The organism is Thermococcus sp. MV11, assembly GCF_012027285.1.
Classification (GTDB): domain Archaea; phylum Methanobacteriota_B; class Thermococci; order Thermococcales; family Thermococcaceae; genus Thermococcus; species Thermococcus cleftensis.
Map to the genome: position 1 here is coordinate 438,711 of NZ_SNUD01000001.1, position 21,471 is coordinate 460,181.

A 21,471-nucleotide genomic window follows, 5' to 3' on the forward strand; every position below is an offset into this window, starting at 1 on the left:
TTATAGAGCGCTGACGAAGCGTTTCTGCAAAAAGCAATTTGGTAGGAGGAATGTTAAATGGCACAGCTTAGCGGACAGCCGGTTGTTATTCTGCCCGAGGGAACCCAGAGGTACGTTGGAAGGGACGCCCAGAGGCTCAACATTCTCGCCGCGAGGATAATCGCGGAGACGGTTAGAACCACCCTCGGTCCAAAGGGTATGGACAAAATGCTCGTTGACAGCCTCGGTGACGTCGTTGTCACCAACGATGGAGCCACTATCCTCGACAGGATCGACCTCCAGCACCCTGCTGCTAAGATGATGGTTGAGGTCGCCAAGACCCAGGACAAGGAGGCCGGTGATGGAACCACCACTGCCGTTGTCATCGCCGGCGAGCTCCTCAGGAAGGCCGAGGAGCTCCTCGACCAGAACATACACCCCAGCATCATCGTCAAGGGCTACACCATGGCCGCCGAGAAGGCCCAGGAGATACTCGAGGAGATAGCCATCGAGGTCACCCCGGACGACGAGGAGACCCTTATGAAGATAGCCATGACCTCGATCACCGGCAAGAACGCCGAGAGCCACAAGGAGCTCTTTGCCAGGCTCGCCGTCGAGGCGGTTAAGCAGGTGGCGGAGAAGAAGGACGGGAAGTACGTCGTGGACATAGACAACATCAAGATAGAGAAGAAGGCCGGTGAGAGCGTCGAGGAGAGCGAGCTCGTTCGCGGCGTCGTCATCGACAAGGAGCGCGTCCACCCCAGGATGCCGAAGAGAATTGAGAACGCGAAGATAGCCCTCATCAACGAGGCCCTCGAGGTCAAGAAAACCGAGACCGATGCCAAGATAAACATTACCAGCCCGGACCAGCTCATGAGCTTCCTTGAGCAGGAGGAGAAGATGCTCAAGGAAATGGTGGAGAAGATAGCCGAGACCGGTGCGAATGTTCTCTTCGTCCAGAAGGGCATCGACGACCTCGCCCAGCACTACCTCGCCAAGTACGGCATAATGGCCGTTAGGAGGGTTAAGAAGAGCGACATGGAGAAGCTCGCCAAGGCCACCGGCGCCAAGATCGTCACCAACGTCAAGGACCTCACTCCGGAAGACCTCGGCTACGCCGAGCTCGTTGAGGAGCGCAAGATCGCCGGCGAGAGCATGATCTTCGTCGAGGGCTGCAAGAACCCGAAGGCCGTCACCATACTCATCCGCGGCGGCACCGAGCACGTCATCGACGAGGTTGAGCGCGCCCTGGAAGATGCCATCAAGGTCGTCAAGGACGTCATGGAGGACGGCTACGTCCTTCCGGCCGGTGGCGCCGGCGAGATAGAGCTTAGCATAAGGCTCGACGAGTACGCCAAGGCCGTCGGCGGCAAGGAGGCCCTCGCCATCGAGGCCTTTGCAGAGGCCCTCAAGATAATCCCGAAGACCCTCGCGGAGAACGCCGGCCTTGACACAGTCGAGATGCTCGTGAGGGTCATCAGCGAGCACAAAAACAGGGGCAAGAGCATCGGCATCGACGTCTTCGAGGGCGAGCCGGCGGACATGCTCGCCAAGGGCATCATCGAGCCGCTCCGTGTCAAGAAGCAGGCCATCAAGAGCGCCAGCGAGGCTGCGATAATGATACTCCGCATCGACGACGTCATCGCCGCCAAGATAAGCAAGCCCGAGGGCGGCCAGGGCGGCGGAATGCCCGGTGGCATGGGCGGAATGGGCGGTATGGATATGGGAATGGGCATGTGAGCCCATCTTTTATTCACTTTTGCACTAAAAACTTTTATTCTCCACTTCGTCACTTCTTCTGAGACAAGGGAGGTGAGAGTATGGGGCTTGGGCTGTGGCTCAGAACGGGCCTGCTGATGGGCATATTGACTGGTCTATTGATGGGGATAGGCTACCTCCTCGGCGGGCCCAACCTTGCCTTCCTAATGTTCCTCTTCGCCATGCTCTTCAACTTCATCACCTACTGGTACAGCGATAGAATCGTCCTAAGCTGGTACAACGCGAGGATAGTTGATGAGGCCGAGGCTCCCGAGCTGTATGCCATAGTGAGAGGCCTCGCCGAGAGGGCCGGGCTTCCGATGCCGAGGATAGCGATAATCCCCAGCGAGACGCCAAACGCCTTCGCGACCGGGAGAGACCCGAAGCACGCTGTCGTCGCGGTCACGGCTGGCCTTCTCAGAATCCTCAACAGGGACGAGCTTGAGGGTGTCCTCGGCCACGAGCTCACCCACGTCAAGAACAGGGATATTCTCATCGGAACGATAGCGGCGGCGATGGCGGGGGCAATAATGCAGCTCGCCTATTGGGCGCGCTGGATTGCGATCTTCGGTAGCTATGACGACAGGGACGGCGACAACGTCCTTGCAGCTATCCTTATAGCTGTTCTGGCTCCAATAGCAGCAATGCTCGTTCAAGCAGCTATAAGTCGCTCAAGGGAATTCCTGGCAGATGAAGGAGGGGCAAAGATAAGCGGAAAGCCCTGGGCGCTCGCGAGCGCGCTGCTGAAGATAGAACGCGCCGTCAGTTACCGGCCGATGCGCGAGGGGAACCCGGCAACTGCCCACATGTTCATTGTAAACCCGTTCAAAGGAAGCAGCCTGGCGAGCCTCTTCTCAACGCACCCGCCAACCGAGAAGAGGATTGAGCGCCTCAGGAAGATAGCGGAGGAGATGGGCTACGTTCCCAACTTCTGATTTCCCATTTCTGTCCATCGTTTGAAGCGAACGAAAGCTTTGTAAAGGCGGTTTGAAAGGTAAACCGGAGGGGTGATGGGAATGAAAATCTGGCTGTTCATCAGGACAACGTTCATGATAGCCCTCCTGACGGGCCTTCTGATGGCCATGGGCTACCTCCTCGGTGGAGCGAGATGGATGACCTACATGTTCTGGTTCGCCGTCATAATGAGCTTCCTCACCTTCTGGTACAGCGACAAGCTCGTAATCAAGATGATGAAGGCAAAGCCCGTCAGTAGGGAGGAGGCGCCCGAGCTGTACGAGATAGTTGAGAAGCTCAGCAAGAGGGCGGGCCTTCCGATGCCCAGGATAGCTATAATCGACGACCCGACGCCGAACGCCTTCGCAACGGGAAGGAACGCCAAGCACGCTCTCGTGACTGTGACGACAGGAATCCTCGAACTCCTTGACAAGGACGAACTTGAAGGCGTCCTTGGCCACGAGCTGACCCACATAAAGAACCACGACATACTCGTCGGCACCATCGCCGGCGCACTGGCGGGTGCGGTCGTCTACATAGCCTACTTCACCAAGTACCTCGCCTTCTTCAAGGCCATATTCGGCGACCTCAGCCTCGACAGATTCATCTACGCAATCCTTATAGCAATAACCGCCCCGATAGCGGCGATAATAATCCGCTCGGCGATAAGCAGGCGCAGGGAGTTCGCGGCCGACGAGGGCGGCGCGAGGCTCAGCGGAAAGCCCTGGGCGCTCGCGAGCGCACTGCTGAAGCTCGACGAGGCGGTAAAGAAGCTCCAGAAGGAGGCGGAGGCGAAGAAGAAAAAGCCCCTCGGCAACCCTGGGCTGGCCCACCTCTTCATCGTGAACCACTTCGAGGGCGACCGCGTTTCGAGGCTCTTCGCCACCCACCCGCCCACCGAGGAGAGGATAGCCCACCTCCGCGAGATAGCGAAGGAGATGGGCGTCGAGTTCCCCTACTGAGCCGTTCCTTTCCATTATCTTTTGTTGCATAATTATTGAATTGCGTAACCCCTTAATTCCGGAGTCGATAAGCATTTAAGCGTTAGTGCACATCTCTTAACGGTGGTGAACGTGAAAGCCGTGAAGGCTAGTCTTCTCTACGATGGTTTGGGGAACGTTCTGAGGGACGTCTACGTCGTTTTTGATAGAGACATCGTTGACGTGACGAAGGAGAAGCCGAAGGAAGCCGAGATAATGGCCGAGGGCGTCGTAACGCCTGCCTTCATAGACGGCCACAGTCACATCGGAATGGATCGCTACGGCGAACCCTACCAGGAGGGCGAGGCCAACGAGCAGATGGACGCTGTTCTCCCACTCGTCGATGCACTCTACTCGATTTACATGGACGACAAGGCCTTCAAGCACTCGATAGAGTTCGGCGTCCTCTACTCGTCGGTTCTGCCAGGGAGCGGGAACATCATCGGTGGAAAGGCCGTCTTCATCAAGAACTACGGGCGCGACATTGAGGAGGCCTTCATCAAGTACGCGGGAGTTAAAGCGGCCTTCGGCTACAACCCGCGCTCGACAACGAGCTGGAAGGGGACGAGGCCGAGCACGAGAATGGGCGCGATAGGAATCCTCCTAAGCTGGCTCATCAAGACCCAGAAGACGATAGCGCTCCTTGAGAAGGGCAAGAAGGAGCCGGAGGAGGTCGAGCCCACCGTTGAAGCCCTGATTCCTGTCCTGAAGGGCGAAGTTCCCCTCCGCGTCCACGTCCACAAGGAGGACGACATTGCCGCTCTCCTCATGATAAAGCGGAAGTTCTGGCTGAATATAACCATCGAGCACGCCGGCGACGTCCACAGCAGGGAGACCTTCGAGAAGATTAAGGCCGAGGGCGTTCCGGTCATCTACGGCCCCTTCGATGCCCACCCATACAAGGTTGAACTGAAGCACGAGGACTGGAAGAACGCCAGATACCTGCTCGAGGTCAGGCCCCTCTTCGGGCTGATGAGCGACCACCCGGTCACGCTCCAGGCCAACCTATACCTCCAGCTCAGGCACTTCATAAGGCTCGGCATGAGCAAGGGGGAGGCGATAAAGGTCATCACCCACAACAACGCGAAAATACTCGGCGTTGATGATAAGCTTGGAAGCGTAGAGAAGGGCAAATGGGCCTCGCTCGTCGTCTGGAACGGCGACCCGTTCTGCGTGGAGAACTACCCGACGCACGTCTTCGCGGAGGGCGAGCTGATTCACGAGGCTGGCTATTAGCCTTCTAGCTTTTCATATTTTTCTATGAGAGTCAGGACTATCTCGTATAGCTCGTCAATCCTCTGGAGGGCCTCTTTCACGATGTCAAGGTTCAACCTGTCGTACTTGTGAACTATGGCGTTTCTCAGCCCGTTATATGACCTGAGAAGACTTGCATCGGTTTCTGAGATAACTCCATCTCTACTAAGCCGTTCGATGTTCGTGTAATCGTCTTCGACCGTCATTCCAAGGTCCTTAACAAGCATCGCAACGATGTCCATCGCGATATCCACGCAAAGCTGGAGGGAGTAAAGCAGTGCCCTCTGGGTAACCTCGTCTCTCATTTCGTGGTTCTTTATGAACTCGTATTCCTCCTCGAACCTCTCAAGCTTCTCTAAGTACCTTTGCCTTCTCACGGGCACGCCTCCTCAGCTTTGCCTTTTCCCTCACGCTCTCAAACTCATTCTCCCTTATCCGGTGTTCCATGTCCCGCCACAGCTTCCTGAACCGGTAGAAGTACTCCGAAAGCTCAAGCTCATCACCGTATACAACCCTATGATTCCTGATGACATCAATCTGAACGTATAGTGGAAGCTCCTCGAAGACTTTAACGTCGTACTTCCCTCCGAGCTTCTGGAGAACCCTCTCATAAACTCCGGGTTTTGGCTTGACGAGGCACACATCAACGTCGCTTCTCCTCGTTGCTTCCCCCCTCGCGTGAGAGCCGTAGAGGAGAATCCCCATGCAGGAGTCTTTGAACTCCCGAAAGTCCCTGTGGAGTTGCTCCATGAGGTTCATTGAACCACCGTGGGAGAATAGGAGAAGAATAAGATAAGGTTTTCGTCAGCTCACCCTGAACTCAAATCCCCTCGCGAAGGTGTAGGCTTCCCTAAGCTCTGGCCTCTCCTTGAGGAATCTAAGAATGTACTGGCCGCAGTTCGAGCCGATGAGGTTCTCCCTCGTGTCGCCGACGGAGATGATGACGTCGTAGCCGAGCCTCCTGAGGTCATCAACGAACTTCCTGTGCTTCATCGGAAGGCCCGTCTCAAGGTCCACATCGTTGGTGAGCTTGTTCTTCAGCACGCTCACCGTCGGGTTGAGGGGCGTTATCTTGATGAGGAAGTACTCCTTCGGGAAGTGCTCGGCTATTACGCTGGCGTCGGCCTCGTTCTCCCTCGCCAGGGCGAAGTTGAGCGTGATCTTCTTGCCGCCCTCGTCGTAGAAGGCCTTTCCGTACTCGGCTATCCTCTCGAAGTCCCACTTCCTGACCGGGATTATCTCGTCCCTCTGCTCCGGGCTGGTGGAGTGTATCGAGAACTGGAGCTGGAAGTTGGTCGGAAACATCTCCTTCTTCAGCTCTAGGAGGGCATCGAAGAACTTATCGGTTCCTATCGGGGCAATAGTTGAGAGCGACGGGTGGAAGTTCTCGTAGCGCTCGCCTAAAAGCCGCATCGCCTCTATGACGGCCATGTTGAAGCTCGGCTCGCCCATGCGCGCGAACTGCACCTTGAACTTCCTGGTTTTCGGCTTTCCGTTCCAGCGCCTGGCTATCGGGTACTCTATCTGCTCCATCAGTTCATCGAGGTCCAACCTTCCCTTGTAGAAGAAGCCTGCGTCGCACATCTTGCAGCCCACGGGACAGCCGTTGAGCGATGATACTATGAGCACCCACTTCTCGGCCGGATTGTAGGTCGGAACTGACTCTACAAACTCCACTATGTTGCCCTTTGAGGTTTTCCCGATGTAAACGACCGCAACGTTCGGATCGCCAACCTCACTCAGTATCTCCATACCTCTCCCTCCTCCATATCACCATCGCGGTCTTTATTCCGTCTGCTATCGCCAGGGCCGTCTGGCGGTAGATTCCGTTCTTAACGTCCCCGACCAGGAAAAGGTTATCGTCTTTGATGCCCTTCACCAGCTCGATGTTTGGGACCCTCCCAATGGCCCCGAGCACCAGGTCAACCTCAAAGTTGCCGGCGCTCGTTCTGGCTAAAAGCTTTTGCTTCCCGCTTATAGGCCTTATTTCCCATACCTGTCCCATCAGCGTCCTGATGTTTGAGCGTTTCTTCACGAGTTCCTGCAGGTAGGGCAGGGCCTTCGGTTCGCTCCTCATGAGGATTATCACCTCGTCGCTCCTCTCGCTCATTGTCAGCGCGTAGTCGAAGGCCACATCGCCGCCGCCGATGATGAGAACCCTCCCGTAGTGCCTCTCCGGAACTTCGGCGACGTGGTAGGTTATCCCATCGAAGGGGAGCCTTCTCGGCCTCGTTCCTGTTGCTACCACGAGGTACTTGAAGCGGTGAACTCCGCCCGAGGTTTCAACTTCAAAGAGTCCGCCGGCCTTTCTCACGGCTCTGACTTCCTCGTAGAGGATTTTCAGGTCGTACTTTTTCACGTATTCCTCAAGAATTTCAACAACTTTCGCTCCCTTGATTCCGTCGGAAAAGAACATAGTGTTCTCGACGGAGTAGGCGTTCCTTATCAGCCCACCTATTCGGTCGCGCTCGAAAATCACGCTCTCTATCCCGTAGCGCGCCAGCTGCACCGCCGTCGCTATGCCCCCTATTCCGGCCCCGATTATCCCGACGAGAGCCATTCCAGCACCTCCTTTAGCAGGGGCGTGACCGCGAAGCCGTGGGAGAGGTTTCTGAGCGTTGCCTCGTGGAAAAACCTGTTCTGGGTCAGCGTCCCATCGACCGGAAATACCACGTTGAAGCCCCGCACAAAGGCCTCTCTGGCGGTGGTCTCGCAACAGAGGTGTGTCATGACGCCGGTTACGATGACTGTCTCGATGCCGAGCTTTCTGAGCCTCCTCTCCAGGTCAGTGCCGTGGAAGGCGTCGTAGGTCTTCTTCTCAATGACGGTTCCGGCGAAGGGCCTGAACTCTTCAAGAAGTTCGTTCAGCGGATCGTCTCTTGGCATATTGCCGCCCCACCACCGGGTCATGATGTCGTTCTGGTGGAAATGACGGGTGAAGATTAGCGGAACGCCGAGCCTCTCCGCCTCTCTGTAAAACTCCACAAGCCCGGGAACGAAGCGCGGCGCGGAAGGCAGGAACGCCCTGCTCTCCGGCCTGAGGAAGTACGCCTGAAGGTCTATCGCCAGAACGGCTGCATTTCGGAACGGTTTGACCTTCTCCCATTTCCTCGGCCTGAAGTACCTCTCCCTCATCTCAACTATGAATTCCTCGGTGAAGTAGTCCTCCTTCATGGGCGTGAGAAGGGAAAGGAGACTTAAATGTCTATCCCCCTCGTCATCGCGCCGTCCATGACAACGGTCGAGCCGAGCATGTACTCGGCCTCATCGCTGAGGATGAAAGCCACGAGCGAGCCGAGTTCCTCCCACCTCCCTGTCCTGTGGAGGGGGGTTCTGCCGAGCACTTCCCGCTCCCAGGTCTCCTCGAAGGGTTCTCCCCTCGCCTCGGCGACTCGCTTTAGATTCTCCCGTGCACCGGGTGTATCGAAGCTGCCGAGCAGAACGCTGTAGGCTCTTATTCCGTGCTTTCCATAGGTTCTTGAAACGCTCTTCGCCAGCTGGAGGAGGCCGGCCCTCGTAACGTCCGCCAGAACCAGCGGCGGCATTGGCTCCTTTATCGAGACGGAGTTGAGGTAAATCAACGTGCCCTTTCTTTTCCTCTCAAGCCACGCCTGGACGAGAAGCGTTGTGAGATAGCCCGGAGCGGCCGTGTGAAGTGCGGAAGCTTCAATCCAGTCTATGTAGGTCGCCTCGTGGAGGAGGCAGGGTTCACAGCGGACGTTGGGAGCGTTCCAGACGAGGGCGTCGATTCCACCCAAAAGCTCCCAGCCCTCTTTCACAAGCTTCTCCAGATCGCGCTGGTCGAACAGGTTCGTCCGGACCGCGTGAACCTCCCCGTAGCTCGAAAGCTCGTTAAGGGCCTTCTTCAGGTTCTCCTCGTTCTGAGAGCTTATTACTACGCGCGCGTTCCTCTTCAACAGCTCGCGCGCGACGTTGAAGCCTATGCCGCGCGATGAGGCCGTAACTATGACCCCTAGGCCGTCCAGATTTATCTCCACCGGCATGTGGGAGAGTTGGGGCTGGAGGATAAAACGCTTTCCCAAAACTTTATACGTCCCCCCTCGAAGTGCCAACCATGACCGAGCCGAAGGACATAGTGCTTAAGGAGAGCGAAGAGGTCGAGGGCCTTCCAATCGAGGGGCCCTGGCTTGATGAGGTTTCGAGCCTTGAGGAGGTTTTGGATTATTACGAGCGCATAGGCTTCCAGGCGACCCACCTCGGAAGGGCGATAGAGATCTGGCGGAGGGTGGAGGAGAAGCGCGCTAAGGGTGAGGAGGTTAGAGTTTTCCTCGGCTACACCTCCAACATCATCTCCTCCGGGCTGAGGGAGCTGATCGCGTGGCTCGTCAAGGAGGGCAAGGTTGATGTAATAGTCACTACCGCCGGCGGCATAGAGGAGGACTTCATAAAGGCCCTCAAGCCCTTCGTCCTCGGCGACTGGCAGGTGAACGATGCCCTGATGCGCGAGAAGGGCATCAACAGGATAGGCAACATCTTCGTGCCCAACGACCGCTACATAGAGTTCGAGAAGTACATGATTCCATTCTTCGAGCGGGTTCTTGAGATGGAAAAGGAGCGCGGGGTTCTGACGGCGAGCGAGTTCATCCACGAGATGGGCCGCTACATGGACGAGAAGCTCGGGAAGGAGAAGGAGCGCTCGGTTATCTACTGGGCCTACAAGAGAAACGTTCCGATTTTCTGTCCGGCCATTACCGACGGCTCGATAGGGGACATGCTGTACTTCTTCAAGGAGGAGCGCGGGGACAGGGAGCTTGTCATAGACATTGCCAACGACATAGTCAAGCTCAACAACCTCGCGGTTACAGCCAAGGAGACGGCATCGATAATTCTGGGCGGTTCCCTGCCGAAGCACGCGATTATCAACGCTAACCTCTTCAGGGGAGGAACGGACTACGCGATCTATATCACCACAGCTATCCCCTGGGACGGCTCGCTTAGCGGCGCACCTCCGAGCGAAGGAGTGAGCTGGGGCAAGATAAGGGCTAAGGCTGACTACGTCGAGATATGGGCAGATGCCACGCTCGTCTTCCCGTTGCTCGTGTGGAAGGTGATGAGGAAGTAGGTTTGCACCGCCACTCCAAACTTTTTTAAATCCCTTTGCGGTGGGAGTGCAAATCAACCAATGATAATCACCGTCATGATAATCGTGATTATCAATTCTCCCACTTCACAAAAGTCCCAGAATCTTCTCCTCTCCACCCGGCAGGACGAGGGGCCTCGACAGGTGCTTCCTGGCATCTGGAGGAACCTCGTAGATCTTCCTCTCCAGCCCGCGCGGGACCTCAACTGGAATGAGCTTTTTCGGCATTCTATAGCCACAGCGCTTGCACTTGAGGTAGTCGCCCTTGCTCTTCATCGTTCCCCCGCATCTGGGACACTTCGGCTTCTGATATTCAACTTTAGGGACGAGTTTCACCGGGTAGAACTTTTCAAGGTTGAGCGTCAGCACCTCTTCGTGCTCCTTAACTCCTCCAGCGGCGATAATCTCATCGCCCGGCAGGAGCTTTCTAACGTAGTTCCTGAACTTCTTCGTCGGTTCGAATGCAGCGACGCGGATTCTTCCCGTCTCGTCCTCCAGCTCAAAGAAAACGTGCCTCCCGCGCTCCCAGTAGGGTTTGGCCACTCTGCCCCTAACGACCGCGCTGTCGTAGAGCTTCAGCTCGCCGATCTTCTTCGGTACAAGGTGGTCGTCGGTGTTCTGGTTGGTCTTGTAGAGCTGGTGGAAAGCGACGGGCTCCTCAAAACGAACCATCTCGAAGGTCTGGAGAACCTTCCCCGCATCGATCCCGCGGATTCCAGCGAGGACGGGGTCCTTGCCGTGCGGGGTTATGAGGACGGTCTTTTTGTATGGATCAACGTTGTCGTAGGTGAAGGGGTAGCTCCAGCGGTCTGCCATGAAAACGCTCTCCGAATCGACCCTTCTCGGCCTTCCCCAGTTCTCGGGCTCGCGGTAGGCCAGCAGCTCGTAGGTGAAACGTTCGAGAGGATAGCCGATTGAAGCGAGCGCGCCGATTATGCCCCTTCCGAGCTTGAACTTGAAGTACTCGGCCCCGACTTCCCCCGCGACCCTTTCGGCTTCCTCGATGGTGACGTGCTCCCTCAGGACCTTGAGCGAGAACTCGCGGAGTTCCTCCGGAATGGCCCCTTCGAGGAAAACGACGCCGGGGTTGGTGTTCTCGTGGGTGAAGTCAGCCAGCTGGTTCACGTAGAAGAGGACAGTGTTTTTGATCTCCGGAATCAGCCCCTCTTCGACCTCGAAAGTCATGGAAACGGCCCCGTTACCGCGGGTCTTGTAGGGTATGTTCGGGTTGAGCCTGATGAGCCTCGGCAGGTCCATAGGCTCCGCTAAGCGGGACAGCTCGCGGTAGAGGAGGGCACCGAGGTAGGTGGTGCACATTCCATTGGGTGAGTCGGTGTCGTCGATTCCGATGTGGAGGAGCATGGGTGAAGAAACGAGATGGGGGTTTAAAAAGCAAACGGCAACGTTCATTCCCTGAACCTCTCGTAGCAGAGCACATCAACGAAGCCTTCTCCGGGGACGTATTGGTGTTTTCTCCAGCGGCCGGCGAGCTGAAAGCCGTTCTTCTCAAGAACCCTTATCGATGCGACGTTTGTCTCGAAGACGTGGGCGTAGACCTTGCGCAGGTTGAGCCACTCAAAGGCGTATTCCAGGGCGAGCTTTACCGCCTCGCTCGCGTAGCCGTGCCCCCAGTGCTCCTTGGCCAGAAAGTAGCCCAGCTCGGCACGACCGTTGTGGTGGTCTATCCTGTGAAGGCCAACGAGTCCGACGAGGGAGCGCGAGGAATTTTCCAGGATTGCGAAGACCTTCTCGTGCTTCTTCTCTCTCCGGAGAGCCTCGTACCATTCCAGCTCGTCCTCGTAGAAGAATATCTCCTCCGGGAAGGAGAGGTATTTTCTCACATCGCGGTCGTTGTACCATAGCCACACGTGTTTTAAATCCTCGCGGAGGAGCATGCTGAGGGAAACAAGATTGCCTCGGAGTATTATCGGTCTCATGCGAACCCCTTAACTTTATTAAGTCCTTCTGCGTATTTAAAAATGATGGACAGGGAGAGGCTCATAAGAACCGTAGAGGCGATACTCAGGGGTACTGGCTACAAAACGGCCAGACTTGAGTTTAAGGGCTCGTGCTTTGACATAGTGGCGAGCAGGTTATTCCTGTTGCTCTTCGTTAAAGTTGCCACCAACATAGACACCGTTACCGAGGAGCAGGCCGAGGACCTTAAGCGCCTGTCCAAGTTCTTCAAGGCGTCACCGCTGATAGTAGGGCTCAAGACGAAGAACGCCGAGCTTGAGGAGGGTGTCGTTTACGAGAGATTCGGCATCTACGCCCTGAGGCCTGAGACACTCTACGACGTCCTCGTCGAGAACGAGTTGCCGGCGATATTTGCCGAACGCGGCGGCTTCTACGTGAGGATAAACGGCCAGCTTTTGAGGAGGCTCCGCGAGAAGCACGGTTACTCCGTGAACGAGCTGGCCCAGCTCATCGGCGTTTCGAGAAAGAGCCTCCTAAACTACGAGCGGGGCGAGCAGGCGGTTTCGCTGGAAGTGGCTATAAGACTGGAGGAGCTGTTTGACGAGCCTCTGGCGGAGCCGATAGATGTGCTTCATTCGAGGGTTGAGGCCAATCTCGACGTCACGCCAGAGACACCGCTGGAAAAGGAAATATTTGACAGGCTGAAGAGCCTCGGTCTCGGCGTCGTCAAGGTGAAAAAGGCCCCATTCAACGCGGTATCCAGGGAGGAAGATTTTAGAATCCTCACGGGCATAGACGAGCGGAAGACCCGCTCCACAGTCAGGAGGGCCGAGATGGTGGCGGAGGTGAGCAAAATAATCAACAGTGATGGTGTTTTTATCCTTGAAGAAACCCGGACTGAAGTGGTTGGGGAAGTTCCCCTAATCCCCAAAGAAAGTCTCGATGAAGTTAGGGACGCCGACGAGCTGATAGACCTGATTGAAGAGCTGAAAAAGGAGATAAGGGCGAAGCTCTTCAGCTAAATATTACCCTCTTCCAGACCTCCCTGAGCTTGGCTACATACTCCGCGGGGGAGGCTATCAACACCGCCCACCGAGGGGTCTGTCTCCTCTTAAGCGCGTTCGCGAGGGGCGTCACCCTCGTCAGGGGCTGGAGCTCGCCGTTCCCTAGGAGGACGTTTATCTCCGTAGCCTTGAGCCTTGGCTCGCTGAGCATAAGATCAGCTATGCTGAACTCGAGGATAACCTCCCCTTCCCTTGCACCGACTGCATCTGCCAAAGCCCTTTCAATCTCCTGCCTTCTCTTCACATTCCTGTATGCGCTCAGGAGCTCTCTTTTCTCCTCTCCCGTCAGCTCGTCCGCGCTTGCCAAAACGGCAGCCTTGTAAAGCTCGCGGTACTTTATGCGCCTCACCATCTCCGCAGGGAAGCCTTCAAGGTCTTCCAGCTCAACCAGAACCCTGCAGTCGATCATCTTCCAGAAGTCCCAGAGGTGTCCTTCCTCCAGGGCGGATTCCAGAGCCCTGGTCAGCATGCCCTCGGCGATCTTGACCGTGTGGTGGAAGTAAACCCTGGAGTACATCAGCGAGCGGGCCACCATCATTCCCTCGACAGCCTCGACGCCCTTTTCGTCCACCACCAGCTCTTCCTCATGTATCCTAAGGACCTTAAGCAGTCTCTCGAGGTCTATGATGCCGTGGGCGACTCCCGTGTAGTGGGCATCACGAATGAGGTAGTCGAGCTGGTCCACATCGACGTCGCCGTGGAGCATCTGGCCGAGGTAGCGCTTCTTCGCCTTCCCGAGTATCAGGTCCGCGACGTCCTTAGGCGTGAAGTCATAGCCGTAGCTTTCAATTATCTCGGGAATCCTGCCCCCGTTATCGCTCTCTGTGATGTTAATCTTACCGAGGACTATATCCTGGCCAAGGCGCATATGGTCGCGCTCCTTAACGTAGTGCTTGTAGATGCTCTCGAAGGTGTGGCTGAAGGGTCCGTGGCCGATGTCGTGGAGGAGAGCCCCGACCTGGAGGAGCATGCCCTCGTCCTCGCTCAGACCGACCTCCTGGGCGAGTCTTCTCGCTATGTTCCACGCTCCGAGGGAGTGCTCAAAGCGGCTGTGGTTCGCCCCTGGATAAACGAGGTAAGCAAGGCCGAGCTGCCTTATGTTCCTGAGCCTCTGGAACTCCGGCGTTTTCACGAGCTCCAGCACGAGTCCGGTGAGCTTCATGCTGCCATGTATGCCGTCGTGAATGATCTTCCCACTCATCTCGACCACCGCTGGAGATTTGAGAACTGTCTTAAATAAGTTTTCGGCATTGTGACAATGAATGTGGGAAATAGTGGAAAGTAACAGAAACGTTAAAAGTCCTTTCCGGCGATGTAGATCCTCTTGGTCTTGCCAAGGCTCCTCGGAAGGCCTTCCCTAAGCTTTTCGAGTGGAACCGCGACGACTTCGAGTTCGGCCTGCTTGGATTCCTCCACCTCGTATCGGACGGGGTTGTTGGCCTCGTAGATGAGATCCTTGACCTCGTCCTCGATCCCTTCGGGCTTTACATCTGCATAGGCCACCCGTATTGTGGCCTTTGGCCTGGGGTTCTCGGGAGAGAGCGGGTGGTAGATTATCACGAAGTCCACGAGATCGGGGTGGTTGTAGACTATCTCCATCACCTGGTCTATGTGGAGCTTCGCCCCCGCGAGGCTCACAACGTCCTTAACGCGGATTATGTTCCTTACCTTTCCTCCTTCCACCCTGGCGAGGTCACCTATGTCGTAGTTGAAGAGGGGCAGGCCCGTAAGCTCACCCTCCCTCATGACCTTCGTTATGTAGATCCTCTTGTAGCTGTCGTAGCCGTCGCCCTCGTCCTTGAGGACGATTATGGACTCGGTGAAGTTGAAATCTCCCTGCTTCCTCCGCGTGATGACTCTGTACCCCGTAACCCCGTCCTCCGTGGAGCCGAAGTTGTCGATTATCACCGCGTTTTCAAAGAGCTCGAGTATCGCCTTTGCCAGCTCCGGCGTCAGCGTCTCGCCGCCGACCACGATGGTCTGAATGTCCCCCTTTATGGACTCGGGTAGGGTTAGACCGAGGTTGTAAGCGGTAGCGGTCAGGCAGAACAGCGCGGTCGGCTTGATGTCCTGGAACTCTCTAAGGAGAGTCTCCCTGTCCAGGAGATACCGTATGGGAATCTGGTAATATGCGGTTCTGGCGTTGATAGCCTCGAATCCTCCGAAAGCGAACATTCCCGAGGACGAGGGCAATGGTGGGAAGAAAGACGCAATCCGGTCTCCCCTGTCCATGTACTCCATAACCCATGGTTCAAGTTGGCGTCCAATCCTCACGCGGTCGTCCCGTGTAAAGGGGATCCTCTTTGGCCGGCCGGTGGTTCCGCTGGTTCTCATAACAGTGTAGAATAGCCCGGGCTTCCTTATGTAGCTGGGCCATATCTCCCCTGTACGGTAGAGATCGTGGGGCGCTATCTTGACCCTCCCAGGTAGTCTTGCAAGATCGTTGGGGGTTATCTCTGCGGTATCTACTCCTGAGAACTGCTTCCTCCAGAACTCCGTTGTTTCTAGGGCCTTTCTCAGGGTGTATCTGAGGTCCTCCACCCCGTTTTTATCGGCCCTTCCCACTATAATGCTCACGAATACCCACCCAAACTACTTATCCGCGTTTCTACTATTTAACGTTTGGTGTTTATCATGGTGTTTATCTAACGGCTTTGGACAATTGTCGAATTTAAAAAAGCTTTTATATTGTTTGGTTAAAACATTCTACATGGAGTATGGAGATCTCTTGGACAATCTACATAAGCATTCCCTGGGTATTAGTGAATATTGGACCCGGGAATACTTAAAGAGGATTTTTGAGTTCCACTTCAAGAGAACGCCGTACTGGAAAAGGATCGCCGAGTTGCTGAACCCAGATCTCGATGAGCTCTTTCAGGGAAGCCTGGTGGAGGTTTTTGAAGGTCTCTTCAACCTCGGCCTCACGGTGGAGGAGGACTACCTCCGCAGTCACTGGTTGGACTTCGTTCCCGTCTCTTATGACGGCAAGATCCGGTTCTACCAATCCTCTGGAACCACCCGCGAAAGGGCGATTGGCCATTGGGACGCCCGCTACGTTGAGGTGCTTCACCTCTACCTCCGCGCCGCACTGGACAGTGTCTACGGCCTCGATGGAATCTATGGGAACGGCCATCAGATGCGCGCTATTGCCCACGGCCCATACGGCTGGTATCAAGATGAGGTAAGCCAGCTCATCTGGAGCTATGGCGGCGTTCTGTACTTCATTGGCATGGAAACAGACGGTCTCAAGCGTGTTCTTCGAGAACAGGGGCTGGAGGCCGTTTTGAAGATCTTGGACCCTCTCGTGAGGTACACGAAGCGCGTGATGGAAACCGACAGGATAAACACCGTCCGCACTGCTCCTCCGCTGATGTCGCTCTTTGAACCCTATAGCGAATCGATTGAGACCGCCATTGTAAGCGGTGTGGGCATAAACATGGAGTTCTTCAAGTATCTATCCAACACGTTTGAGGGAACCTTGCTAATCCCGCTCTACGGTTACTACCTCTTTGGGGACTTGGTTGGGATTCACCGTCACGGGCAGTTCTGGTACTATCCAAACTACCCCACTACTATAATCTTTCCCCTGAAGCATGTGGACGGTGAGTACCGCGTGGTGAAGCGCGGCGAGAGGGGGAGGGTTGGAGTCATAATCGCCCGCCCCGAAGTGCTGGTCGTAAAATTCGAGGACGAGACGGCCCTTCGCGTTCCACCGGAGGGACCGTTTAGGTGGGACGGATTCGGCGATCCCACCAGAAACTTGGGGTGAGGAATTTGGCGGAAATCAACACGCTACTGCTGGCCGAAGCTCTGATTGTGATGGGAGTCGATTTGGGCGCCGCGGCCTGGATATTCCGTATATACCTGAGCAACGGTAGAAAGTCCGCCCTAGCTTTCTCGATAGCATGGATATTTGATTTTCTTGCAATTTTCCTCACGTCAATCCAAAACCCCCTGGCCCAGATCATCGGTCTCCTATGCCTTCCCGCTTTTTCCGGCTTCATATTCTACGGCTCAGTAAAGTTCCTAGAGGAGGAGTCAATAGCCGTCAGGCACAGAACTCTGGCCATTTTCTCGATAATGCCAGTTATGTTTATAGGGTATATGTTGGGGGTGTACTTTTACACAGGCGACCCATTCTGGACGGCCACCAGCGCGGCGGCCTTGGGCATAAGCGGGGTATTCGTCACCACCGGTGGACTGCTTCTGATGGAAGTTGAGGGCATATACAGGAGTGCTATCCGCTACCTCTACGTCAGCATAATCCTCTTCGGGGTTCACCTGGTCCCAGCAGCCCTGTTCGGCAAGTACGAATGGTACCGCGTTATAGGATTCACCGCGTCGTCCCTACTCGTTATTTTCATGGTGGGGGCGATGGTGAAGCTCACCTCCTCCAAGACGTTCCGCCCTCCAACGAACAATACTCACAACCAGCCAGATCTAAAGCCGGGAGTCCTGCTCATCGACATTGGGGAGTACAAGAAGCTCAAGGAGAAGCTCCGGGGAACAAGGGTTCTAGCTTTCCTTCGGGACGTTTCCGACGTTCCTGATGAGTGGGAGTACTACTTCGTAACCACTATTCCCTTCCAGGGCAAGTTCAAGAACACGATAAACCCGACGAACCTGGCCAGGATAACGGAGCTCTCGTACCAATACCTGGAAAGCTTTTCCAAGTCTGGAAAGCATGGAATCATAGTCATAGACTGCCTGGAGTACCTGACGGTTTACAACCCCTGGGAGAGCCTCATGAAGTTCCTTTCCAAGCTGAGGGACTTTGCCATAGTGAACAAAGGAACCCTTGTGGTCGTCGTTGAGAAGGAGAGCCTCGAGCCAAGGCTGTACTCGCAGCTCAGGAAGCTACTCGAGTGAGGCACCTTTATATACCCCCGTCCTCAACCTTAGAATGCCCCCGCGCGAGGACTCTGGGGACGGATGAACCAGAGTGCGATGCGGGGGCCACAGCCCGGCCTCAGCGAGGTCCCCGCGGGAGGGCCTTCCGCGTCCCGGAGCGCGATGACCGCGGGAAACCCAGGCCGGGCACAGATGGCCCGCCTGGGTTAGCCCGTCCAAGCGCGCCGTCAGGCATCGATGAGGACGGGAGTTACGGGCGGGCCATAGCACCAGCTTTCCCCGACCAAAAAGGTTCGATAAGGGAAGTAAGGTTTATTAGGAACCAGTACCAGTGTTACTGGAGGTTGGTTGCAGGTGGTTCCAGATAACGAGCGGTACGGGGACGACGGGGAAAAGAAGATTAGAGAAGTCCTTCCGTGGGGCAGTTCTGACTTTCTGCTCCAGGCGATAGAGGAGAAAAAGAGGGAGAAGAGCGAGGCGATAGAGATAATCGAGAGCCTCGTGGACCCGGATTCGCTCCCCGACGACGTCAAACCCCTCGTGAAGAAGCCGAAAAAGGAGGAGCTAATAGAGGACGACGATGACGACATCGCCCTCTAGGTAGCCTTCACTGTCCTCTGGTATCTCAATGTAACCGTTGCTCTCCACGAGCGAGCTTATTATCCCGCTTCCCTTCTTCTTAATCGGTCTCGCCTTGCCGTCCTCGTACCAGACCTTGACGAACTCGTGCCTTCCGAGCTGGCTGGGAACGCGCTCGGTGAGCGTCGCCCTGACACGAACCTCGTAGTTCTTAGCACCGACGAGCTTTGCCAGGGCGTGCTTGACGTAGAGGTGGAATTGAGCGAAGACAGCCACTGGATAACCGCTCATTATGAAGACCCTCTCGCCGTAGCCTATTGGCCGGCCGGGCTTTATCGTCGTCCCGTGGAAGAGGAGCTTAACGAAGCGGTGCGCGAAATCTTTATCGCCGAAGGCGGAACCGCCGGTGACGAGAACGAGGTCGTTCTCTTTCTTGGCTCTCTCTATCGCACCCCTTATAGCTTCCTCGTCGTCGGGGACGACGCCGTAGAAGACCGGCTCGCCGAAGTACTGCCTGACTAGACCCTTCAGCATCACCGAGTTGCTCTCGAGGATTTTACCCGCCTTTAGCGCTTCCTCGTCGAAATCCCCGAGCAGCTCGTCGCCCGTAACCACTATCCCGACGCGGGGCTTTCTCTTGACCTTGACCGTTTTGAACCCTACGCTCTTGAGGAGGGCCAGATCCTGTGGTCTTAGAACCTGCCCCTTCCGCAGGATCACCTCGCCCTTCTTCACGTCCTCTCCCGCGAAGGCCACGTTCTGGCCCGGCGCAACCGGGCGGAGAACCCTTAAGGTGTCGCCTTCGCGCTCGGCCATCTCCTGCATGAGAACCGCGTTGGCCCCTTCCGGCATCTTCGAGCCGGTCATGAGCTTCACGGCCGTGCCCGGTTCCACCTTCGCCCCGCTCTCCTCTCCGGCGACTATCTCGTCAATGACCTTCAGCTCGACGGGGCTGTACTCCCTCGCCTGGAAGGTGTCCTCCGCGCGCAAAGCATAGCCGTCCACGGCAGAGCGGTCGAAGGGGGGGCTGTCTATCGGTGAAACAACGTCCTCGGCCAGAATCCTGCCGAGCGCCTCGTCGAGCGGAACCTCCTCAAGCTCTGGAATCTCGCTCAGGTCGTCGAGGAGGAGCTTCAGGGCCTCGCGGTAGGGAGTGAGGCGCTTGAATTCCTTCATTTTCACACCCCCAGTGTTTTTAGGAAATCCACCCTCTTGAAATCAGAGTCAAAGGTGGCTATCTTCTCAATTCCATAAGCCTGACAGGTCAGGACTATTTGAGCGTCAGACGGCATCAGGTGGTATTTTTCCATGATCGTCCTTAAAGCGTTAGTCTGTGGGGAATCCTGGAGCACCACAATCCCGCTTTCATCTATTAAGCCGTCCAGCGCATCGATGACGGGCTTAAACGGGGCCCACCCGTTTTTCCTTATAAACTTCCGCAGGCTGTGTATCCCCTTTATCCCGAACCTCTGCCGTCCAAAAGCCATTGCGAGGGCTCCGAGTGATTCCCTGTAAACTATCGTGGACGTCACGCTGGTAGAGGAACCGCTTAGAACCATCTCCGCGAAATCTGCATTCGGACCGTTCAGGATATACTCTACAAGAATGGACGTATCGATGAAAACCACGTCCCTCAAATCTCCCCAGCCTCCTCGATGGCCCACTGGATTGTTTCCTTATCGAACGTCCCAAGGACTCCCCTGAACTTCCGAAGACCCCTAAGCTTCTCCTCCTTTTGGTTAGCAGGGGCCTTTTTTACCTCGCCGGTGTTCTCCATCGGTACCACCACTTCGTATTGGCTGGAAATGATTTAAGGTTACTCCCTCCCGTGCTTCAGCACGTGGCCGGCCTCGTTGAGGATAATCTTTATTCCTGTCTTAGCCGCCCCGAGGCTTCCTGGCAGGCAGAAGACCGCCATTGCTCTCCCCGAGCTACGGATTACTCCAGCTGTGGCCCTCGTCATAACCGCGGCCGTTCCTATATCCTCGTAGCTGAGGAGCCTGAATACTTCACCGAAGCCGGTAAGCTCTTTGTCGAAGAGGGGCCTTAGGCTCTCTATCGTGACATCCCTGCTCGCGATTCCAGTTCCGCCCGAGGTGACAACCACATCGGCACCTTTCTCGAAGGCCTCAATCACCGCGCCGATTATCGCCATCTTCTCGTCGGGCACGATTCTGTAGAGAACCCTCTCGTGCCCCGCCTTTTCAAGCTCCTCCACGAGGAACTTCCCGCTTTTGTCCTCCTTCTCCCCCCTGCTCGCGGTGTCGCTAACGGTTATGACCGCGAAGCGGAACTTTTTTGGGGCCTTCCTCTTGTGCTCCTCCGCTCCCATGCTACCACCGGAGTAAGCTCGTCCCGGAACTTAATAACCTTTCAGCAAACGGAAGCGTTTAACACTAGGGTTATATTTCGGGAAGCCAAAGAGAAAGTCATGGGGTTCAAACACTTTATCCTCCCGTTCGACGAGCCGATGCTCGCCCTCAGCAACGCGCCCCACAGGGGAGGCCTTACGAGGGCCAACGGCTTCTTTTTCATGAGGGTTCCTAAGAACTACTCCGGCGACTACAGGGCTGATTGCCTCGCCTTCGAGCGGGAGAACGGCCTTGAGAACTTCGTTGGCTTCATGACGGCCGCTGATGTGGCGAAGGTTTTAGCGGTCGCAAGGAGCGGGAGCGTTACGGCCTACATCACCGCTGGAATCACCAACCCGGCGATAGCAGGCGATGTGCCGCCTCCCTGGGAGCCGGGGACGATAAACATCGCGCTCGTGATAAACGAGGGACTAACCGTTGGTGCTATGACCAACGCGATAATGACGGCAACCGAGGCAAAAACCTACACTCTCCTCAGCCTTGGCTACAACGCGACGGGGACGACGAGCGATGGAATCGGCGTCTTCGCTTTCGAAGGGGAAAAGGAGTGGGCAGGAACCGCGACGGAGCTCGGGATAAGCATCGGGAAAGCCGTCAGGAAAGCCCTTGAAGAGAGCATAAGGAAGTGGGAGGGGACGAGAAGTGTTAAATAACTCCATCAC

Annotated in this window: 24 protein-coding genes; 10 read left to right on the forward strand and 14 right to left on the reverse strand. The window is 56.0% G+C overall.

All coding sequences use genetic code 11. From position 1 onward, the window contains the following. Positions 1-57: 57 nt before the first annotated feature. The 4 genes from thsB to E3E27_RS02405 all read left to right on the forward strand — a co-directional run bounded on the left by thsB (position 58) and on the right by E3E27_RS02405 (position 4,907). Positions 58-1,719 (forward strand): thermosome subunit beta, encoded by a 1,662-nt coding sequence (gene thsB / locus E3E27_RS02390; protein ID WP_167773309.1) that lies wholly within the window; start codon positions 58-60, stop codon positions 1,717-1,719. 80 nt (positions 1,720-1,799) lie between these two features. Further along, positions 1,800-2,672 carry a zinc metalloprotease HtpX gene (locus tag E3E27_RS02395; RefSeq protein WP_167773310.1) on the forward strand — a complete coding sequence of 291 codons (873 nt, stop codon included), beginning with the start codon at positions 1,800-1,802 and terminating at the stop codon, positions 2,670-2,672. Positions 2,673-2,747: 75 nt separating this feature from the next. Continuing rightward, positions 2,748-3,653: a M48 family metalloprotease gene (locus tag E3E27_RS02400; RefSeq protein WP_167773311.1), complete on the forward strand. Its 906-nt coding sequence runs from the start codon at positions 2,748-2,750 to the stop codon at positions 3,651-3,653. A gap of 111 nt (positions 3,654-3,764) precedes the next feature. Further along, a complete protein-coding gene (locus tag E3E27_RS02405) occupies positions 3,765-4,907 on the forward strand; it encodes an amidohydrolase (RefSeq protein WP_167773711.1) in 1,143 nt (380 codons plus the stop codon). On the opposite strand, the gene E3E27_RS02410 is transcribed toward E3E27_RS02405, so the two are convergent. From E3E27_RS02410 to E3E27_RS02435, 6 genes are read right to left on the reverse strand one after another with little or no spacing between them, the layout of a single operon-like run. Next, positions 4,904-5,302: a DUF86 domain-containing protein gene (locus E3E27_RS02410; RefSeq protein ID WP_167773312.1), complete on the reverse strand. Its 399-nt coding sequence runs from the start codon at positions 5,300-5,302 to the stop codon at positions 4,904-4,906. The genes E3E27_RS02405 and E3E27_RS02410 overlap by 4 nt on opposite strands. Continuing rightward, positions 5,271-5,684, reverse strand: a complete 414-nt coding sequence (locus E3E27_RS02415; RefSeq protein WP_167773313.1) for a nucleotidyltransferase domain-containing protein — start codon at positions 5,682-5,684, stop codon at positions 5,271-5,273. Before E3E27_RS02415 ends, E3E27_RS02410 begins: the two co-directional genes overlap by 32 nt. Positions 5,685-5,729: 45 nt before the next feature. Continuing rightward, positions 5,730-6,677: a radical SAM protein gene (locus tag E3E27_RS02420; RefSeq protein ID WP_167773314.1), complete on the reverse strand. Its 948-nt coding sequence runs from the start codon at positions 6,675-6,677 to the stop codon at positions 5,730-5,732. After that, positions 6,661-7,485, reverse strand: a complete 825-nt coding sequence (locus tag E3E27_RS02425; protein WP_167773315.1) for an NAD(P)/FAD-dependent oxidoreductase — start codon at positions 7,483-7,485, stop codon at positions 6,661-6,663. Before E3E27_RS02425 ends, E3E27_RS02420 begins: the two co-directional genes overlap by 17 nt. Next, a complete protein-coding gene (locus E3E27_RS02430; protein WP_167773316.1) occupies positions 7,467-8,099 on the reverse strand; it encodes an isochorismatase family protein in 633 nt (210 codons plus the stop codon). The genes E3E27_RS02425 and E3E27_RS02430 overlap by 19 nt, the downstream gene beginning before the upstream one ends. A 23-nt stretch (positions 8,100-8,122) precedes the next feature. Further along, on the reverse strand, positions 8,123-8,929 hold the full coding sequence (locus tag E3E27_RS02435; RefSeq protein ID WP_167773317.1) for an SDR family oxidoreductase: 807 nt from the start codon (positions 8,927-8,929) through the stop codon (positions 8,123-8,125). A 71-nt stretch (positions 8,930-9,000) separates the two neighbouring features. On the opposite strand from E3E27_RS02435, the gene E3E27_RS02440 reads away from it, so the two are divergent. Further along, positions 9,001-10,008 carry a deoxyhypusine synthase gene (locus E3E27_RS02440; RefSeq protein ID WP_167773318.1) on the forward strand — a complete coding sequence of 336 codons (1,008 nt, stop codon included), beginning with the start codon at positions 9,001-9,003 and terminating at the stop codon, positions 10,006-10,008. A gap of 105 nt (positions 10,009-10,113) precedes the next feature. Here E3E27_RS02440 and tiaS read toward each other — a convergent pair whose 3' ends face one another. Then, complete coding sequence (tiaS, locus tag E3E27_RS02445) at positions 10,114-11,388, reverse strand: tRNA(Ile2) 2-agmatinylcytidine synthetase TiaS (protein ID WP_167773319.1); 1,275 nt, start codon at positions 11,386-11,388, stop codon at positions 10,114-10,116. Positions 11,389-11,432: 44 nt separating this feature from the next. Continuing rightward, positions 11,433-11,963: a GNAT family N-acetyltransferase gene (locus E3E27_RS02450; RefSeq protein WP_167773320.1), complete on the reverse strand. Its 531-nt coding sequence runs from the start codon at positions 11,961-11,963 to the stop codon at positions 11,433-11,435. Positions 11,964-12,008: 45 nt separating this feature from the next. Between E3E27_RS02450 and E3E27_RS02455 the strand changes: the two genes are divergently transcribed. Beyond that, positions 12,009-12,965, forward strand: a complete 957-nt coding sequence (locus E3E27_RS02455) for a transcriptional regulator (RefSeq protein WP_048152481.1) — start codon at positions 12,009-12,011, stop codon at positions 12,963-12,965. Here E3E27_RS02455 and E3E27_RS02460 read toward each other — a convergent pair. After that, positions 12,958-14,208: an HD domain-containing protein gene (locus tag E3E27_RS02460; RefSeq protein ID WP_167773712.1), complete on the reverse strand. Its 1,251-nt coding sequence runs from the start codon at positions 14,206-14,208 to the stop codon at positions 12,958-12,960. The genes E3E27_RS02455 and E3E27_RS02460 overlap by 8 nt on opposite strands. Before the next feature lie 92 nt (positions 14,209-14,300). After that, a complete protein-coding gene (locus tag E3E27_RS02465; protein ID WP_167773321.1) occupies positions 14,301-15,584 on the reverse strand; it encodes an AMP-binding protein in 1,284 nt (427 codons plus the stop codon). 133 nt (positions 15,585-15,717) lie between these two features. On the opposite strand from E3E27_RS02465, the gene E3E27_RS02470 reads away from it, so the two are divergent. The 3 genes from E3E27_RS02470 (at position 15,718) to E3E27_RS02480 (ending at position 18,458) form a co-directional block, all read left to right on the forward strand. Then, positions 15,718-16,776 (forward strand): hypothetical protein, encoded by a 1,059-nt coding sequence (locus E3E27_RS02470; RefSeq protein ID WP_240910641.1) that lies wholly within the window; start codon positions 15,718-15,720, stop codon positions 16,774-16,776. Next, positions 16,773-17,876 carry a DUF835 domain-containing protein gene (locus tag E3E27_RS02475; protein WP_371731546.1) on the forward strand — a complete coding sequence of 368 codons (1,104 nt, stop codon included), beginning with the start codon at positions 16,773-16,775 and terminating at the stop codon, positions 17,874-17,876. Before E3E27_RS02470 ends, E3E27_RS02475 begins: the two co-directional genes overlap by 4 nt. A 336-nt stretch (positions 17,877-18,212) precedes the next feature. After that, positions 18,213-18,458, forward strand: coding sequence for a hypothetical protein (locus E3E27_RS02480; RefSeq protein ID WP_167773322.1), 246 nt, complete (start codon positions 18,213-18,215; stop codon positions 18,456-18,458). Here the strand turns inward: E3E27_RS02480 and glp are convergent. The 4 genes from glp to E3E27_RS02500 are packed head-to-tail and all read right to left on the reverse strand — an operon-like array spanning position 18,423 to position 20,769. Next, positions 18,423-19,613, reverse strand: a complete 1,191-nt coding sequence (gene glp / locus E3E27_RS02485; RefSeq protein WP_167773323.1) for a gephyrin-like molybdotransferase Glp — start codon at positions 19,611-19,613, stop codon at positions 18,423-18,425. The genes E3E27_RS02480 and glp overlap by 36 nt on opposite strands. 2 nt (positions 19,614-19,615) lie before the next feature. After that, positions 19,616-20,065 (reverse strand): PIN domain-containing protein, encoded by a 450-nt coding sequence (locus tag E3E27_RS02490; protein ID WP_371731555.1) that lies wholly within the window; start codon positions 20,063-20,065, stop codon positions 19,616-19,618. A gap of 5 nt (positions 20,066-20,070) precedes the next feature. Further along, a complete protein-coding gene (locus E3E27_RS02495) occupies positions 20,071-20,223 on the reverse strand; it encodes a hypothetical protein (protein ID WP_167773325.1) in 153 nt (50 codons plus the stop codon). A 30-nt stretch (positions 20,224-20,253) separates the two neighbouring features. Further along, the gene (locus E3E27_RS02500; protein WP_167773326.1) at positions 20,254-20,769 is read right to left on the reverse strand and encodes a molybdenum cofactor biosynthesis protein B; all 516 of its coding nucleotides are present in this window, start codon (positions 20,767-20,769) and stop codon (positions 20,254-20,256) included. 99 nt (positions 20,770-20,868) lie between these two features. On the opposite strand from E3E27_RS02500, the gene E3E27_RS02505 reads away from it, so the two are divergent. After that, entirely contained in the window at positions 20,869-21,462 is a 594-nt protein-coding gene (locus E3E27_RS02505; protein WP_167773327.1) for an adenosylcobinamide amidohydrolase, read from the forward strand. Positions 21,463-21,471 lie beyond the last annotated feature (9 nt).

What these genes read in the sequence shown, in the direction of transcription:
- thsB (WP_167773309.1), top strand. Translation starts at nt 58, where the DNA reads ATGGCACAGCTTAGCGGACAGCCGGTTGTTATTCTGCCCGAGGGAACC.
- E3E27_RS02395 (WP_167773310.1), top strand. Translation starts at nt 1,800, where the DNA reads ATGGGGCTTGGGCTGTGGCTCAGAACGGGCCTGCTGATGGGCATATTG.
- E3E27_RS02400 (WP_167773311.1), top strand. Translation starts at nt 2,748, where the DNA reads ATGGGAATGAAAATCTGGCTGTTCATCAGGACAACGTTCATGATAGCC.
- E3E27_RS02415 (WP_167773313.1), bottom strand. Translation starts at nt 5,684, where the DNA reads ATGAACCTCATGGAGCAACTCCACAGGGACTTTCGGGAGTTCAAAGAC.
- E3E27_RS02420 (WP_167773314.1), bottom strand. Translation starts at nt 6,677, where the DNA reads ATGGAGATACTGAGTGAGGTTGGCGATCCGAACGTTGCGGTCGTTTAC.
- E3E27_RS02425 (WP_167773315.1), bottom strand. Translation starts at nt 7,485, where the DNA reads ATGGCTCTCGTCGGGATAATCGGGGCCGGAATAGGGGGCATAGCGACG.
- E3E27_RS02430 (WP_167773316.1), bottom strand. Translation starts at nt 8,099, where the DNA reads ATGAAGGAGGACTACTTCACCGAGGAATTCATAGTTGAGATGAGGGAG.
- E3E27_RS02435 (WP_167773317.1), bottom strand. Translation starts at nt 8,929, where the DNA reads ATGCCGGTGGAGATAAATCTGGACGGCCTAGGGGTCATAGTTACGGCC.
- E3E27_RS02440 (WP_167773318.1), top strand. Translation starts at nt 9,001, where the DNA reads ATGACCGAGCCGAAGGACATAGTGCTTAAGGAGAGCGAAGAGGTCGAG.
- tiaS (WP_167773319.1), bottom strand. Translation starts at nt 11,388, where the DNA reads ATGCTCCTCCACATCGGAATCGACGACACCGACTCACCCAATGGAATG.
- E3E27_RS02450 (WP_167773320.1), bottom strand. Translation starts at nt 11,963, where the DNA reads ATGAGACCGATAATACTCCGAGGCAATCTTGTTTCCCTCAGCATGCTC.
- E3E27_RS02455 (WP_048152481.1), top strand. Translation starts at nt 12,009, where the DNA reads ATGGACAGGGAGAGGCTCATAAGAACCGTAGAGGCGATACTCAGGGGT.
- E3E27_RS02460 (WP_167773712.1), bottom strand. Translation starts at nt 14,208, where the DNA reads ATGAGTGGGAAGATCATTCACGACGGCATACATGGCAGCATGAAGCTC.
- E3E27_RS02470 (WP_240910641.1), top strand. Translation starts at nt 15,718, where the DNA reads ATGGAGTATGGAGATCTCTTGGACAATCTACATAAGCATTCCCTGGGT.
- glp (WP_167773323.1), bottom strand. Translation starts at nt 19,613, where the DNA reads ATGAAGGAATTCAAGCGCCTCACTCCCTACCGCGAGGCCCTGAAGCTC.
- E3E27_RS02500 (WP_167773326.1), bottom strand. Translation starts at nt 20,769, where the DNA reads ATGGGAGCGGAGGAGCACAAGAGGAAGGCCCCAAAAAAGTTCCGCTTC.
- E3E27_RS02505 (WP_167773327.1), top strand. Translation starts at nt 20,869, where the DNA reads ATGGGGTTCAAACACTTTATCCTCCCGTTCGACGAGCCGATGCTCGCC.